This window comes from Halalkaliarchaeum sp. AArc-CO, from assembly GCF_024972735.1.
Taxonomy (GTDB): Archaea; Halobacteriota; Halobacteria; order Halobacteriales; family Haloferacaceae; genus Halalkaliarchaeum.
On the sequence record NZ_CP087723.1, the window covers coordinates 2,281,812 to 2,295,166 of the forward strand.

13 protein-coding genes and 2 tRNA genes are annotated in these 13,355 nt (G+C 65.6%); 4 read left to right on the forward strand and 11 right to left on the reverse strand.

The window, feature by feature from the left end:
- Window positions 1-5: 5 nt before the first annotated feature.
- On the forward strand, window positions 6-1,343 hold the full coding sequence (locus AArcCO_RS12000) for a B12-binding domain-containing radical SAM protein (protein ID WP_259533750.1): 1,338 nt from the start codon (window positions 6-8) through the stop codon (window positions 1,341-1,343).
- A complete protein-coding gene (locus AArcCO_RS12005; RefSeq protein WP_259533751.1) occupies window positions 1,340-2,305 on the forward strand; it encodes an aldehyde ferredoxin oxidoreductase N-terminal domain-containing protein in 966 nt (321 codons plus the stop codon). The genes AArcCO_RS12000 and AArcCO_RS12005 overlap by 4 nt, the downstream gene beginning before the upstream one ends.
- Here AArcCO_RS12005 and tsaA read toward each other — a convergent pair.
- Window positions 2,302-2,736 (reverse strand): tRNA (N6-threonylcarbamoyladenosine(37)-N6)-methyltransferase TrmO, encoded by a 435-nt coding sequence (tsaA, locus tag AArcCO_RS12010; protein ID WP_259533752.1) that lies wholly within the window; start codon window positions 2,734-2,736, stop codon window positions 2,302-2,304. The genes AArcCO_RS12005 and tsaA overlap by 4 nt on opposite strands.
- 105 nt (window positions 2,737-2,841) lie before the next feature.
- On the opposite strand from tsaA, the gene AArcCO_RS12015 reads away from it, so the two are divergent.
- Window positions 2,842-4,362: an aldehyde dehydrogenase family protein gene (locus tag AArcCO_RS12015; RefSeq protein ID WP_259533753.1), complete on the forward strand. Its 1,521-nt coding sequence runs from the start codon at window positions 2,842-2,844 to the stop codon at window positions 4,360-4,362.
- A gap of 34 nt (window positions 4,363-4,396) precedes the next feature.
- On the opposite strand, the gene AArcCO_RS12020 is transcribed toward AArcCO_RS12015, so the two are convergent.
- The 10 genes from AArcCO_RS12020 to AArcCO_RS12065 form a co-directional block, all read right to left on the reverse strand.
- A complete protein-coding gene (locus AArcCO_RS12020) occupies window positions 4,397-5,191 on the reverse strand; it encodes a 2-amino-3,7-dideoxy-D-threo-hept-6-ulosonate synthase (protein WP_259533754.1) in 795 nt (264 codons plus the stop codon).
- A gap of 88 nt (window positions 5,192-5,279) precedes the next feature.
- Complete coding sequence (gene trpA, locus AArcCO_RS12025) at window positions 5,280-6,158, reverse strand: tryptophan synthase subunit alpha (RefSeq protein ID WP_259533755.1); 879 nt, start codon at window positions 6,156-6,158, stop codon at window positions 5,280-5,282.
- Entirely contained in the window at window positions 6,155-7,429 is a 1,275-nt protein-coding gene (gene trpB / locus AArcCO_RS12030) for a tryptophan synthase subunit beta (protein ID WP_259533756.1), read from the reverse strand. The genes trpA and trpB overlap by 4 nt, the downstream gene beginning before the upstream one ends.
- Window positions 7,426-8,217, reverse strand: coding sequence for an indole-3-glycerol phosphate synthase (gene trpC, locus AArcCO_RS12035; protein ID WP_259533757.1), 792 nt, complete (start codon window positions 8,215-8,217; stop codon window positions 7,426-7,428). The genes trpB and trpC overlap by 4 nt, the downstream gene beginning before the upstream one ends.
- Before the next feature lie 102 nt (window positions 8,218-8,319).
- Complete coding sequence (locus tag AArcCO_RS12040; protein WP_259533758.1) at window positions 8,320-8,544, reverse strand: hypothetical protein; 225 nt, start codon at window positions 8,542-8,544, stop codon at window positions 8,320-8,322.
- A gap of 88 nt (window positions 8,545-8,632) precedes the next feature.
- The gene (ppsA, locus tag AArcCO_RS12045; RefSeq protein ID WP_259533759.1) at window positions 8,633-10,999 is read right to left on the reverse strand and encodes a phosphoenolpyruvate synthase; all 2,367 of its coding nucleotides are present in this window, start codon (window positions 10,997-10,999) and stop codon (window positions 8,633-8,635) included.
- Window positions 11,000-11,089: 90 nt separating this feature from the next.
- Complete coding sequence (locus AArcCO_RS12050) at window positions 11,090-11,407, reverse strand: DUF5785 family protein (protein ID WP_259533760.1); 318 nt, start codon at window positions 11,405-11,407, stop codon at window positions 11,090-11,092.
- An 87-nt stretch (window positions 11,408-11,494) separates the two neighbouring features.
- Window positions 11,495-11,578: transfer RNA gene (locus tag AArcCO_RS12055), tRNA-Ser, on the reverse strand.
- A gap of 63 nt (window positions 11,579-11,641) precedes the next feature.
- Complete coding sequence (locus AArcCO_RS12060; RefSeq protein ID WP_259533761.1) at window positions 11,642-12,406, reverse strand: hypothetical protein; 765 nt, start codon at window positions 12,404-12,406, stop codon at window positions 11,642-11,644.
- A gap of 30 nt (window positions 12,407-12,436) precedes the next feature.
- Window positions 12,437-13,213, reverse strand: a complete 777-nt coding sequence (locus tag AArcCO_RS12065; protein WP_345780864.1) for a uracil-DNA glycosylase — start codon at window positions 13,211-13,213, stop codon at window positions 12,437-12,439.
- Between the two features lie 18 nt (window positions 13,214-13,231).
- Between AArcCO_RS12065 and AArcCO_RS12070 the strand changes: the two genes are divergently transcribed.
- Window positions 13,232-13,306, forward strand: a tRNA-Met gene (locus AArcCO_RS12070).
- Window positions 13,307-13,355: the final 49 nt, after the last annotated feature.

The following is a 13,355-nucleotide window of genomic DNA, read 5'->3' on the forward strand; positions in this document are numbered from 1 at the left end:
AACACATGACCGACGTCCTGCTGTTCAACGCGCCGGTGGAGCAACCTCGCGGGAGTGCCCACGCCGGCCTGCACCCCCCACTGGGGCTCGGCTACATCGCAGCTGTCCTTCGAGACGCAGGCTACTCCGTGTCGGCGCGAGATCTGAACGTGACCGGGTTGAACCCGCAGCTGATCCGGCGCGTCGTCTCGCGAGAGTCACCGGCGATGGTGGGAATCTCGGCTCACACCGAGACGTACCCGAACGGGCTAGAGATCGCTGATCTCGCGAAGGCGGAAGCGCCGACGACCGCCGTCGTCATGGGCGGTCCCCACGCGTCGGTTACCTACGAGCAAACGGCGATAGAACCGGCCGTCGACTACGTCGTCCGGGGGGAGGGTGAGTACGCGATGCGCGATCTGGCAAGCGTGCTGGTCGGACGCGACGATAATGACCAGGACGAACTGGTCGCCGAGATCGAGGAGGTTCCCGGACTCGCGTATGTGTCCGCAGACGGTAACGTCGTGGCGACCCCCGAGCGGTCGATGATCGAAAACCCCGACGAGTTACCGTGGCCCGCCAGGGACCTCTTCCCGCTGGAACTGTACGAAAAACCCGGAAACGTCCTCTTTTCGAGAGGGGGGTGTCCGTTCAGTTGCCACTTCTGTGCGGTAAACAGCATCTGGGTCGACCGAGCACGGCGGTTCCGCAACCCGGAGGCAGTCGCACAGGAGGTCGAACACCTGCTTGTCGATCACGGGCTCCGACAGATCAACTTTGCCGACGACACCTTCACACTCCGGAGGGACGCCGTCCTGGAGCTGACCCACCGACTGGAGGCGATCGAGGCGCCGTTCCCGTGGGACTGGACATGTTCGACCCGGGTCGACCTCGTCGATCGGGAACTGCTTGAACAGTTAGCCCACGCCGGCTGCTCGGGCATCCAGTTCGGCGTCGAGACGGGTTCCCAGGAAATTCTCGACGCTACAGGGAAAAACATCACCTTGGATCAGGCCCGGGAGGCGGTGTCGGCGGCCGCAGAGTTTGACATGGACGTGCTCGCCTCGTTTATGTTCCCCCACCCAGACGACACGGAGTCGTCGATCCGACAGCAGGCCGAGTTCATGAGGGAGATCCGCGAACTCGGCGCCGACATTTCGATCGCGTTTACGACCCCGTATCCAGGGACGACATACGCCGAGATGACCGCCGAAAGCGACCTCGAAGTCGCCGCGGACGACTGGAACGAGTACGACGCCAAACACCTGATCATGTCGACCCGGAACCTCTCGTTTCCGGAACTCGAAGAGCTGTTCGAAGAGCTCGTTCGGGATGTTGGCCTGAAAAAGCGGGTGACCGCATGACTGACTCGCGTTTCCCGGACGGACACGTTCTCGAGGTCGACCTCACGAACGAAGAATTGTCGCCGTACGAGGTTCCAAAAACCAGGGCTGGACAGGTTCTGGGTGGGCGGGAGCTCGGGTTGCGTCTTCTGCAGGAGGAACAGCCGTCCGAATGCTTCCCGTTCGACGAGAACAGCGTGTTGGTGTTCGCCGTGGACACGTCTGCCGAAACGAACAGTTCTGACGACGCCCGTCACTGGGTCGGGGGCGTCTCACCCCGGACCGGTGATCCTGGAGGATCGTGGGTCGAGGGACGGTTCGGAACGTCGTTAACGCGAGCCGGTTACGCCGGGATCGTCGTCCGCGGACGGGCAGACGCGTTGACGACGCTCGTCGTCGAGGACGGAACCGCCCGGCTCGCCAAAACGACTCACCTCTGGGGTGCCAAAGTCGACGAATGCGAACGAGTATTGACCGCCGACGGTGGCGTGTGTGCGTGCGTCGGTCCGGCCGGAGAGAACTTCGTGAAGATCGCAGAGATCGTTCACGACGGCGACTGCCCCACGGAAGGGGACGGGCTCGGCGCAGTTATGGGCGCAAAGCGCCTGAAAGCGATCGTCGTCGACGGCGGCGTCCCGGTCAGCGACAACCAGTCCGGCCACGGTACCGTGTGGTCCTTCCCGGAGGCCACCCCCGAAACGGCAGCCGAGATGCGCCGTCGTTGTCGACAGTACGGCCTCGACGCCGGGCGGGTGGAGGCTGCCGTCACCGTCACGATCGACTCCCTCGAGGCATACGACTGGAGCGACGGGAACACACTTCTCGAACTCCTGGAACGGATCGCGTACATGGACGGAATCGGGGAAGTTCTCGGGGACGGAGTCGAGTCGGTTCACCGGCACCTGGGAAGCGACACCACCGGATCGGAAAGCGGCGCCATCCCGTCGCCTCGCACCGACGGCGGTGCCGAACGGCGCGACTAACCCATCCACCCGATCTCCAGTTCGTCCAGATCCGTCATCTTCGGGGCGTACGGCTTGATGTCGAGGATCGGCGTCCCGTCGACGAGATCGAGGTTCGAAACCGAAAGCTCCGTCCCGGAGATTCCCCCCAGTTCCACGATCGACGTGCCGATCGGGTTCGGTCGGACGGGACCCGAGGTGGCGAAGATCCCCACCTCCCCGCGTGAAGCGATCGGGGTGACCCGGAGTCGCGTCTCCTCGACCCGGTGCAAATGCGAGACGAGCACAACGTGTGAAAACTCTTCGAGCCCCTTCAGCCCGGGCTCGTACTGGGGCTCGATGTGGACCGTTCCGGAGGCGTCGACGAACTCCTCGGACGGACGCGGGACCTCCTCCGGCTTCGAAAACGTCGATTCGACGACGCCGATCGGCTCGTACGTGACCGGTTCCATACTGGAAAGAACCCCCGGAAGAGGTAACTGCTTTCGGTTTCAGCACGGGGACACTGGGCCAGGGGGAGATGCCTTTTTGTCTCGGCGGCCGTTCCGTACGGATACATGTCCGACCCGTACACACATTACATCGACGGCGAGTGGACCGACGGCGCCGGCGAGGAGACGTTCGAAAGCGTAAACCCCGCGACAGGGGAGACGCTCGGGGAGTTCCGGCGCGGAACGCCCGCCGACGTCGACCAAGCCTCGCGGGCCGCCGGGGAGGCGTTCGAGGAGTGGCGAGAGATGTCCCACATCGACCGTGCGGAGTATCTCTGGGACATCTATCACGAACTCCGGGAACGGACCGACGAACTCGGCGAGATCCTCACCAAGGAGAACGGAAAAGAGATCAGCGAAGGGAGAGCCGATGTCGTCGAGGCCGCCCACATGGTCGAGTGGGCCGCCGGGGACGCCCGACACCCGAAAGGCGACGTCGTGCCATCGGAGATCCCCGAAAAGGACGCCTACATGCGGCGCAAGCCGCGGGGCGTGGTCGGCTGCATCACGCCGTGGAACTTCCCGGTGGCGATCCCGTTCTGGCACATGGCCGTCGCGCTGGTCGAGGGCAACACCGTCGTCTGGAAGCCCGCCGAACAGACGCCGTGGTGTGGCCAGGTCATCGCCGAGATGTTCGAGGACAGCGGCATCCCCGAGGGCGTGTTCAACATGGTGCAGGGCTTCGGCGACGCCGGCGCGGCGATCGTCGACCACGACGCCGTCGACACGGTGCTTTTCACCGGCTCGGCGGAGGTCGGCCACGAGGTCGCCCAGAAGGTCGCCGCCGATCCCCAGAAGCAGGCTGCCTGCGAGATGGGCGGGAAAAACGGGATCGTGATCACCGAAAACGCCGATCTCGACGTCGCCGTCCACTCGGCAGTGATGAGCTCGTTCAAGACCACGGGCCAACGCTGTGTCTCCTCCGAGCGCCTGATCGTCCACACCGACGTGTACGACGAGTTCAAAGAGCGGTTCGTCGACGTCGCGGAGGACGTCGCCGTCGGTGATCCGCTGGACGAGGACACGTTCATGGGCCCGCTGATCGAGGAAGCCCACGTCGAGAAGGTGACCAAGTACAACGAACTCGCCAGGAACGAGGGCGTGAACGTGCTCGTCGACCGAACCGAACTGGAGCCCGAGGAGATTCCCGAGGGCCACGAAGCCGGTCACTGGGTCGGGCCGTTCGTCTACGAAGCAGACCCCGACGAGAACCTCCGGTGCACCCACGAGGAGGTATTCGGTCCCCACGTGGCGCTGCTCGAATACGAGGGTGACATCGAGCGCGCGATGGAGATCCACAACGACACCGACTACGGGCTGGCGGGCGCGGTCATCTCCGAGGACTACCGCCAGATCAACCACTACCGCGATCACGCGGAGGTCGGTCTCGCGTACGGCAACCTGCCGTGTATCGGCGCGGAGGTCCAGCTCCCATTCGGCGGGGTGAAGAAGTCTGGGAACGGCTACCCCAGCGCCCGCGAGGTGATCGAAGCCGTCACCGAACGCACCGCCTGGACGCTGAACAACTCCAGGGAAATCGAGATGGCGCAGGGTCTCTCGGCGGACATCAAGACCCGCGAGGAGTAGCGAACGGTAGCGACGGGACGACTCGAGTTCCGTCTCACTCGCCGCCAGCGAAGCCACCCTGCCGCAGGGCCTCCTCGACCCCGACGTCGTCGTGGACGACCGCGGAGACCGCCCGTGCGATCGCCCCCGGGTCGTCGTGCTGGAAGATCGACCGTCCCATCGAGACGCCAGCGGCGCCGCCGTCCATCGCTCCCCGCACCATCTCGACGGTCTCCCGATCGGTCCCCTTCGAGCCGCCGGCGATCACGACCGGCAGTCGAGTCGACTCCGTGACGTGGATAAACGAGCCGCCGTCGCCGGAGTAGCCCGTCTTCACGACGTCGGCCCCCAATTCCTCCGCCAGCCGCACCGCGTGTCCCAGCGCCTCGGGATCCGACTCGTCGACGCCGGGACCCCTGGCGTACGCCATGGCGAGCACCGGAATCCCCAGGTCTGCCGCCTCCGTCGTGAGTTCCGCGAGATCCTCGATCTGTTTCGGCTCGTACGTCGAGCCGACGTTGAGATGCATCGACACCGCGTCGGCTCCCGCACGGACGGCGTCCCTGACCGTGCCGGTCATTCGCTTGTCGTTTTCGTCGGGGCCGATCGTCGTCGAGGCGTTCACGTGGACGACGTAGCCCGCGTCGTTTTTGTTCGGATGGACGCGAGGGGCGATCCCCTTCTGGGTGAGCACGGCGTCTGCGCCACCCGCCGTCACCGCGTCGATCGTCGATTCGATGTCTTTCAGCCCTTTTACCGCCCCCATGGTGATGCCGTGGTCCATCGGGACGATCAGGTACCGTCCGTCCGTCGAAATCCGTGTGAGCCGCGCGTCGATTCCCGGGTTCATCGTTCGTATGTTAGAGTGTATCAATCGTCGGTATGTAGCTTGCGAAGCACGCTCGCGTAAGGCCGTTGCGGTCCCGGCGGGGGTTGCGTCATTTTTGCCCCCGCGTTGCACCGGCCTTCAGTTCGCGGGCCTTCGCTTCGATGCGATCGGCGACGTCGTCGGCGGCGTCACCGTTCTCGACCCCTTCGGCGACGATGTCCACCAGCGCGGAGCCGACGATGATCCCGTCGGCGCCGGCTGCGACGATCCGTTCGGCCTGCTCGCCGTCGGCGATCCCGAAGCCGACCGCCTTGGGCACCTCCCAGTCGGCGACCCGCGCGAGGCTTTCTTCGGTCTGGTCGGAGACGTCAGCCCGGGCGCCAGTGGTTCCCAGCCTGGCCTGGACGTAGACGTAGCCTGACACGAGCTCGCGCATCCGGTCGAGTCGCTCCCCCCGGGTCGTGGGGGCCACGATGAAGATCAGGTCCAGCCCGAACTCGTCGCACGCCTCCCGCAACGGGCCGGCCTCCTCGGCGGGGAGATCCGGGACGACGAACCCCGAGAGCCCGGCCTCGGCGGCGCGCTCGACGAACGCCCTCGGACCGCCCCCGTCCTCGCGCTCCGACGCCGGGTGGCGGCCGAACTGGTAGATCAGGTTGTAGTAGGTCATACAGACCAGCGGGACGTCGACGTCGAGCTCCTCGACGAACGCGAAGAAGCGCTCGGGGGTCATCCCCCCCTCGAGTGCCCGGACGATCGCCCCCTGGATCGTCGGTCCCTCGGCGATCGGTTCCGAAAAGGGCAGTCCGAGCTCGATCACGTCGGCACCGCCGCGCGCCAGCGCCTCGACGTACGCGAGCGACGACTCGTAGTCCGGATCACCGACCGCAAGGTACGGCACGAACGCCGGTTCGCCCCCGAAGGCAGCCGCGAGCGCCGCGTCGTTGGCGACCGTCCCGATAGCCCCGGATCCATCCGCTCGACTCATCGCAGTCCTCCCGAGAACAGCGACATGTCCGGGGCGTTCCCGATGTCGCGTTTCTCGGTTTCCTCGATCACCGTCTCGAGGTCCTTGTCACCCCGCCCCGAGACGGTGACGACGACGAGGTCGCCGAGGTCGTCCCGCTGTTGTTCGAGGTAACCGAACGCGTGGGCAGTCTCCAGCGCCGGGATGATCCCCTCGTCGGTCGAGAGTCGGTGAAACGCCTCGAGGGCGGCGTCGTCGTCGACGTTCGTGGCGGTCACCCGCCCCTCGTCTGCGAGCGCTGCCAGTTCGGGGCCGACGCCGGCGTAATCGAGTCCCGCCGACACGGAGTGAGACTCCATGATCTGACCGTGACGATCCTGGAGGAGTTTCGTCCGCGCGCCGTGAAGCACACCCTCTCCACCGGTCGACAGCGTCGCCGAGTTGGGCGCGACGCCCGCCTCCTCGTCGACTGACAGCGAGGAGCCGCCCGCCTCGACTGCGTACAGATCCACGTCCTCGTCGCCGAGAAACGCCTCGAAGGAGCCCATGGTGTTCGACCCGCCGCCGGCACACGCGAGCACGGCGTCGGGGAGCCGTCCCGTTTTCTCCTGTACCTGCGACCGTGCCTCCCGGCTGATGACCGCCTGGAACTCCCGGACCATCGACGGGAACGGGTGGGGACCCACCACGGAACCGATCACGTAGTGGGTGTCCTCGACGGTCGCCGCCCAGTCGCGCATGGTCTCGGAGATCGCCTCCTTGAGTGTCCCGCGGCCGGTGGTCACGGGCTGTACCTCGGCCCCGTTTATCTTCATCCGGAAGACGTTCGGGCGCTGGCGGTTGATGTCAGTCTCGCCCATGTAGATCGTACAGGGCATGTCCAGATGCGCCGCAGCCATCGCGGTCGCGGTGCCGTGCTGGCCGGCGCCGGTTTCGGCGATGATCCGGTCTTTACCCATGTACTTCGCCAGAAGCACCTGTCCGAGGGCGTTGTTCAACTTGTGTGCCCCGCCGTGGAGCAGGTCCTCGCGCTTGAGATACACCTCGGTGTCGTACCGCCCGGAGAGGCGGTCCGCACGCTGGAGCGGCGTCGGCCGGCCGCCGAAGTCGTCGAGCCGGCGGTGGAACTCCTCCAGAAAGTCGTCCTCGTTTTCGAGCACGTACCGGCGGTAGGCGTCCTCGAGCTCCTCGAGCGCCGGCATCAGCGCCTCGGGAACGTACTGGCCGCCGTACCGGCCGAAACTGCCGTCGTCCGCTGCGTTCTCGTCGTCGCTGTGGGTTGCGTCGGTCATGTCTGCTCCTCGGTGGCGGCAGCGAGCCGCCGGGTGTTCTCCGCGGGATCGCCGTCCATGATCGCCGAGCCGACCAACAGTGCGTCCGCGCCCGCAGCCCGCATCCGCCTGACGTCCGCGGGTGTCGACACGCCGGATTCGGCGATCAGCGTCACGTCGTCGGGAACCGCCGGTGCCACGCGCTCGAACGTCCCCAGGTCCACCTCGAGCCGTCCGAGGTCTCGGTTGTTCACGCCGACGATCTCCGCGCCCGCCTCGAGCGCGTCCTCGAGTTCGTCTGTGTCGTGGACCTCCACGAGCGGTTGGAACCCGCGGTCGCGGGTCGCCTCGATCATTTCGGGCAGATCATCGCCCAGGAACCGCGCGATCAACAGCGCGAGGTCGGCCTCGACGGCGTCGAGCTGTGCGGGCGACAAAAGGAAGTCCTTCCGGAGCACCGGCACGTCGACCGCCTCCCGGACCCGCGCAAGTGCCTCGGGACTCCCGCCGAAGTGGTCGGGTTCCGTGAGCACCGAGATCGCGGCGGCGCCACCTTCGACCATCGCCCGCGCGAGTTCAACGGGGTCGTCCGTTCGTTCCCCCTCCGTCGTCGGACTCGTCGGCTTTACCTCCGCGACGATCGGCACCCGACCGTCGGCCGCTGCCGCGGCGAACGCGTCGGCCACGGGTCGCGCGTCGACCGCGATCCGGTCGCCCCCGGAAGGCCCGGAGTCGGACGGTTCCCGGGTGCGGGCCGACGCGAGAATCGACCGGACTTCGGATGCGAGCCCTTCCTCTGTTTTTACCATCTATGTCCATCAATGTACGTTTATGTTCATAAGGCTGTCGCTGTGTGCACGTTCGACGCGGAGACACGGGTCGATGCAGGTACGGAAGGATCGGCCGCGGACTCAGTCGCCTGCGTCGTCGGGATTACCGGGGTCACCAGGATTCGGTTCCGCACCCGCGATGGCGTCCTCGAGGCCGTCCCGGACGGCCTCGTCGATCCGGTTTTCGCCCCTAATTTCGCGGTCGTAGTTCTCTTGTTGTGGCTCCGTGACGCGTTCGTCACCAGTGACGGCGACGAACAGGTCGGCGAGTTCGCGGCTGCGGTCGGTGGATTGACTACTGCTCATACACCCGGTTTGGTACCGAAACACATAGTCTCGACACCTACCCAGTCAGGCTGTCGAAGATACCGAAAGAAAGTCAGGAAGCGGAGACCTACCGCACCGAATCCAGGAGCAACTGCTGTTCGACCCGCTTTGCCTCGTGCTGAACGTCACGCACGGCGTCGATGTTCGCCGAGATCGAAGAGACCCCTTCCTCGACGAGGAACCGAACCATCTCCGGTTTCGAGCCGGCCTGTCCACAGATGCTCGTCGCGACGTCGTGTTCCCGACACGTTCGGATGGTGGATCCGATGAGATCCAGCACTGCAGGGTGGAGCTCGTCGAACCGGTCGGCGACCTTCTCGTTGTTGCGGTCGACTGCGAGCGTATACTGGGTGAGGTCGTTCGTCCCGAAGGAGGCAAAGTCGATGCCAGTCTCGACCAGCTCCTCGATCCGGAGCGCGCTGGCGGGCGTCTCGATCATCACGCCCCAGGTGTGTGCGTTCGGGTCGATCCCCTCTTCGCGCATGAGTTGCTTCGCGCGTTCGACGTCGGCGGCGTCGTTCACGAGCGGCAACATCAGCTCGACGTTGTCATAGCCCATGTCGTAAAGGCGCCGGAACGCCGCCAGCTCCGCCCGGAACACGTCCGGTTTGTCCAGACTCCGGCGGATCCCCCGCCAGCCGAGCATCGGGTTGTGCTCGTTGGGCTCGTCCTCGCCCCCCTCGAGTTCCTTGAACTCGTCGGTGGGTGCATCGAGCGTCCGCGCGCGAACTGGCCGGGGATAGAACTCCTCGGCGACCTCGCGAATGCCGTCGACGATCTCGTCGACGTACGCGCGTCGTCCGTTTCGCTGGATGTAACGTTCGGGCGTCTGCCCCAGCGACAGCACCATGTGCTCGATCCTGAGGAGTCCGACGCCGTCCGCCCCGGTGGCTGCCGCGCGCTCGGCCGCCTCGGGGATCGAGACGTTCACCTTCACCTCGGTGGCGGTCATCGGTTTGACAGGGGTCTGTGGCCGGACCTCCTCGGTGGGCTCGAACTCCGCTGCTAGCTGGGCCTCCTCGTCTGTACCCTCCCGGACAGTCCCCTTGTCGCCGTCGATGGTGACCTGCTGGCCGTTCGAGAGCGTCCGGGTGGCCGAGCCGGTGCCCACGACCGCCGGGACACCGAGCTCGCGGGAGACGATCGCGGCGTGGCTGGTCATGCCGCCCTCGTCGGTGACGATCCCGGCGGCGCGTTTCATCGCCGGCACCATGTCCGGCATTGTCATTTCGGTGACGATGATGTCACCTTCCGCCACGGAATCGAGATGATCGAGCTTCGTGACGATCCGGACGGTCCCGCTGACGATCCCCGGCGAGGAACCGAGACCGCTCAACAGGACGTCGCCGTCGCCGTTCGGGCCCTCGTTGCCCTCGTCGTGTCTCCCGTTTCCACCGTTCGACCTCCCCTCGATCGGATCGAGCGATCCCTGATCCCGATCCTCCACGTCGCGGTGTGAATCGGCTCGTGAACCGCCTTCCGACTCCGCGATCGTCGTGACCGGTCGGGACTGCAGCATGAACACATCGTCGCCGACGATCGCCCATTCGACGTCCTGGGGTCCACCGTAGTGAGATTCTACCCGCTCTCCGATCTCGACGAGCCGTTCGATCTCCGCGTCCGAGAGGACGCGCTCGGTCCGGCGGTCCTCCTCGACTTCGACTTCGACCGTCTCCCCGGTGTCAGGATCCTTGCACATCTTCGTCTTCTTGTCGGCGACGGTTACATCAAGGATCTCGTCTGTCCGACGGTCGTACACGTAGTTGTCCGGCGACACCGACCCCGAGACGACCGCCTCACCGAGCCCCCAGGCGGACTCGATGACCGCCTCCGGCTCGCCGGTGGAGGGGTGACTCGTGAACATGACGCCGGACTTCTCGGCGTCGACCATCCGCTGAACGACGACCGCGATGTCGACTGACTCGTTGTCGTACCCCTGGCGGTTGCGGTAGTAGATCGCCCGCTGGGTGAAAAGCGACGCCCAGCAGTCCCTGATCCGTTCGAGGAGGGCGTCCTCGCGGACGTTGAGAAACGTCTCCTGCTGGCCGGCAAACGAGGCGTCCGGCATGTCTTCTGCCGTTGCCGACGACCGGACTGCGACGAACGCCTCCTCCTCCTCGCCGCCGAAGCTCCGGTACGCCTCGAGGATCTCCGTAGCGACGTCTTCGGGGATCTCCGTCCCCGTGATCAGCTCCTCGGCGGTCTCGGCGGCCTCTCTGAGCGCGGCGGAGTCCTCGGGGTCGACATCCACGGCGGAGAACAGTTCTTCCTCGATGCCGGCCCCCTCGATGAAGCGCCGATACGTTCCGGCGGTGACGACGAAGCCCGGCGGCACGGGCAGCCCCGCGTCGGTGAGTTCGCCGAGCGAAGCGGCCTTGCCGCCAACGGTTTCCACGTCGTCGGCTCGAACGTCGTCCAGCCAAATTACTGCCATTCCTGTATCGGGAGGATTCACGACACGCCATATCAAAGTTCCGGAGGCCAAACCGCCGAAAAAGCGCTCACTCGGAGCTGAGTAGTGGTTTCAGGCGTCCCCGCCGACGAACGCTTCGGCGCCCTCGTAGTCCCAGAAGCCGCCCGCTCGCATCGCCTTCCCGACTGCCCTGTGGAGTTCGACGAAGTCCGCAAACTCCTCCTGTTCGACGTGTTCGAAGATGTCCCGCAACGCGACCACCCGCTCGTGGTTGATCCGGATCGGGTCGTCGCCGTACTCCTCGAGGAACGCCTCCTTGGAGAGGGGAAAATCCTCCTCCTCGTCGACCTTCTTTGCGATCACTGCGTGGCCGTACTTCCGCATTCCTTCGCTACCCTCCTCACCGTCGGGATCGTGTGGCCAGTCCATACGGGCCCGTACTCACACCCACCCGATAGAACTTGCGCTCCGAGCGTCGGGCGTCGGTTTCGTCGAAAACGGCGGAAAACCGAGACGCGGTGGGACTGGGATTCGAACCCAGGAGGCCTGACGGCCACCTGCTCTCAAGGCAGGCGCGATAGTCCACTCCGCCATCCCACCACGTTTCGCAGTTGTGTGCGACCCCGCAAATGCGTGTCGGTGTCGACCGGATCCCGCTGCCGGTCAGTCGGACACCAGCGTCGGCTCGCCGTTCTCGATTTCGACGTCGACGTCGAGATCCGAAAGGACAGTGGCCGTGTTGACTGGAACGATCCGTTCGGAGTCGACCCGTGCCCGCAACTGGACCAGCATCGCCGCCAGATCCCGTCCGGTTTCGATGGTCGGCTGCATTTCGACGAAGTCCACCTCGAGGTCGGCGTCCACGGCCCGATCCGCGAGCGTCGACAGCGCCGGCGGCTCCCAGGCGTCCGTAAAGTCGATCGGTTCGCGGAAGCCGGCGTAGTACACCCGTCCGCCGGGCGCCGGGCCGAGCACCGCGCCTGACTGTCGGAGTTTCATCGACGCCGAATCCAGAACCGTCCGGAAGAGGAACGGGACGGTCGGCCGTACGATCGCGACGGAGCTGGCTTCCTCCTCGCGGAGCAGATGCGTCGCGGTGTTGCCCGCCCGCGCGGAAAACGAGGAACCGACCTGGGGTTCGAACCGAACCGAATCCCGGAACTCCGGATCGTCGACCTCGTCGACGACGAGTGTTCGAAGCTGCGCCTCCGGGGGAATGTCGTCGCCGACACCGTCCGGGAAATCCGCCGCCGGGGCGTAGTTCACGAGCAGTGACCCGGCGGATCGCTCGACGGCGCGTACCGTGTCACGAAACAGCGCCTCGTACAGTTCGGCGGCGTCGGCGGCCGAAAGCGGGCTCGTCTCCACCAGTTCCTGGAGTACGTGACCTTCTTCGGGCGGCTCAGCGAGAACGGCGACGATCGTCATACCCGCGGTTCGTGCCGGGTTTCCTTGAACTCACCGTTCCTGGCGGCCCTTCGTCTGCCGGTAATCCCGGCCGAGCACTCCCTCGATGAACTGTTTCACCCACGCCTCCTGTTGCTCGTCGGTCGCGCGTTCGGGCGCGAGCATCGGCACCAGTTCGAACCCCCGGCCCCGGATCGTCGTCGCGTGCGCCGCCTCGATGTCGAACGCCTCCGGCGGGCTGGTGGTGTACTCGACGGCGAGTGCCGCCAGGGTCCGGCCGCCGACCGGGACGATGACGTGTGGGTTGATCATCCGGATTTCGGCGGTCAAAAACGGGTCGCAGGCGCCGATCTCGTCGTCGGATGGGTTCTCGGGACCGTGACACCGAGTGAGATGGGTCACATACGCGTTGTCGAGAGGCAGTTCCCCAATTCCGTCGGAGCCTTCATCGGCGGCGATGTCGGGGTCCTCGTCGACCAACCCGACCGCCTCCAGGATCCGACCGAGGTCGGTGCCCTCGAGGATCGGATCTCCGGCTTCGTCGGCTTCCGGTGACGGTGCTTCGGCGACGAACAGGAAGTCGGCCGCGACGTCGCCGTAGCCGTGAACCACGTTCGATCGCGTCTCACAGCGACGGCAGTTCTCGCAGGTCTCGTCCATGCCGAACGGGTTCGAGGGCGTGTCCTGTCTGGCGTCCACGGCCTCCAGTTCGACCGGACGGCCAAAACGCTGTGGGTCGACCTGCTCCTCGAGAGCGTTACAGACAGCCGGAACGAGCGGTGCGGAGAACTGGCATACGGCGAACGAATCACAACCCTTAACCGTCATACCCGATTTTTTTCTGGTAGCGGGATGGGATAGCCAGGAGATTCCGCCGGGCTCATAACCCGGAGATCGGTAGTTCAAATCTACCTCCCGCTACTCCCACTTTTCCGGTTTCACCACGGACGGAGAATTTTCCAGTTTCACC

What these genes read in the sequence shown, in the direction of transcription:
- AArcCO_RS12060 (WP_259533761.1), bottom strand. Translation starts at nt 12,406, where the DNA reads ATGACGATCGTCGCCGTTCTCGCTGAGCCGCCCGAAGAAGGTCACGTA.
- AArcCO_RS12000 (WP_259533750.1), top strand. Translation starts at nt 6, where the DNA reads ATGACCGACGTCCTGCTGTTCAACGCGCCGGTGGAGCAACCTCGCGGG.
- trpB (WP_259533756.1), bottom strand. Translation starts at nt 7,429, where the DNA reads ATGACCGACGCAACCCACAGCGACGACGAGAACGCAGCGGACGACGGC.
- AArcCO_RS12050 (WP_259533760.1), bottom strand. Translation starts at nt 11,407, where the DNA reads ATGGACTGGCCACACGATCCCGACGGTGAGGAGGGTAGCGAAGGAATG.
- AArcCO_RS12015 (WP_259533753.1), top strand. Translation starts at nt 2,842, where the DNA reads ATGTCCGACCCGTACACACATTACATCGACGGCGAGTGGACCGACGGC.
- AArcCO_RS12065 (WP_345780864.1), bottom strand. Translation starts at nt 13,213, where the DNA reads ATGACGGTTAAGGGTTGTGATTCGTTCGCCGTATGCCAGTTCTCCGCA.
- AArcCO_RS12020 (WP_259533754.1), bottom strand. Translation starts at nt 5,191, where the DNA reads ATGAACCCGGGAATCGACGCGCGGCTCACACGGATTTCGACGGACGGA.
- AArcCO_RS12005 (WP_259533751.1), top strand. Translation starts at nt 1,340, where the DNA reads ATGACTGACTCGCGTTTCCCGGACGGACACGTTCTCGAGGTCGACCTC.
- AArcCO_RS12040 (WP_259533758.1), bottom strand. Translation starts at nt 8,544, where the DNA reads ATGAGCAGTAGTCAATCCACCGACCGCAGCCGCGAACTCGCCGACCTG.
- trpC (WP_259533757.1), bottom strand. Translation starts at nt 8,217, where the DNA reads ATGGTAAAAACAGAGGAAGGGCTCGCATCCGAAGTCCGGTCGATTCTC.
- tsaA (WP_259533752.1), bottom strand. Translation starts at nt 2,736, where the DNA reads ATGGAACCGGTCACGTACGAGCCGATCGGCGTCGTCGAATCGACGTTT.
- ppsA (WP_259533759.1), bottom strand. Translation starts at nt 10,999, where the DNA reads ATGGCAGTAATTTGGCTGGACGACGTTCGAGCCGACGACGTGGAAACC.
- trpA (WP_259533755.1), bottom strand. Translation starts at nt 6,158, where the DNA reads ATGAGTCGAGCGGATGGATCCGGGGCTATCGGGACGGTCGCCAACGAC.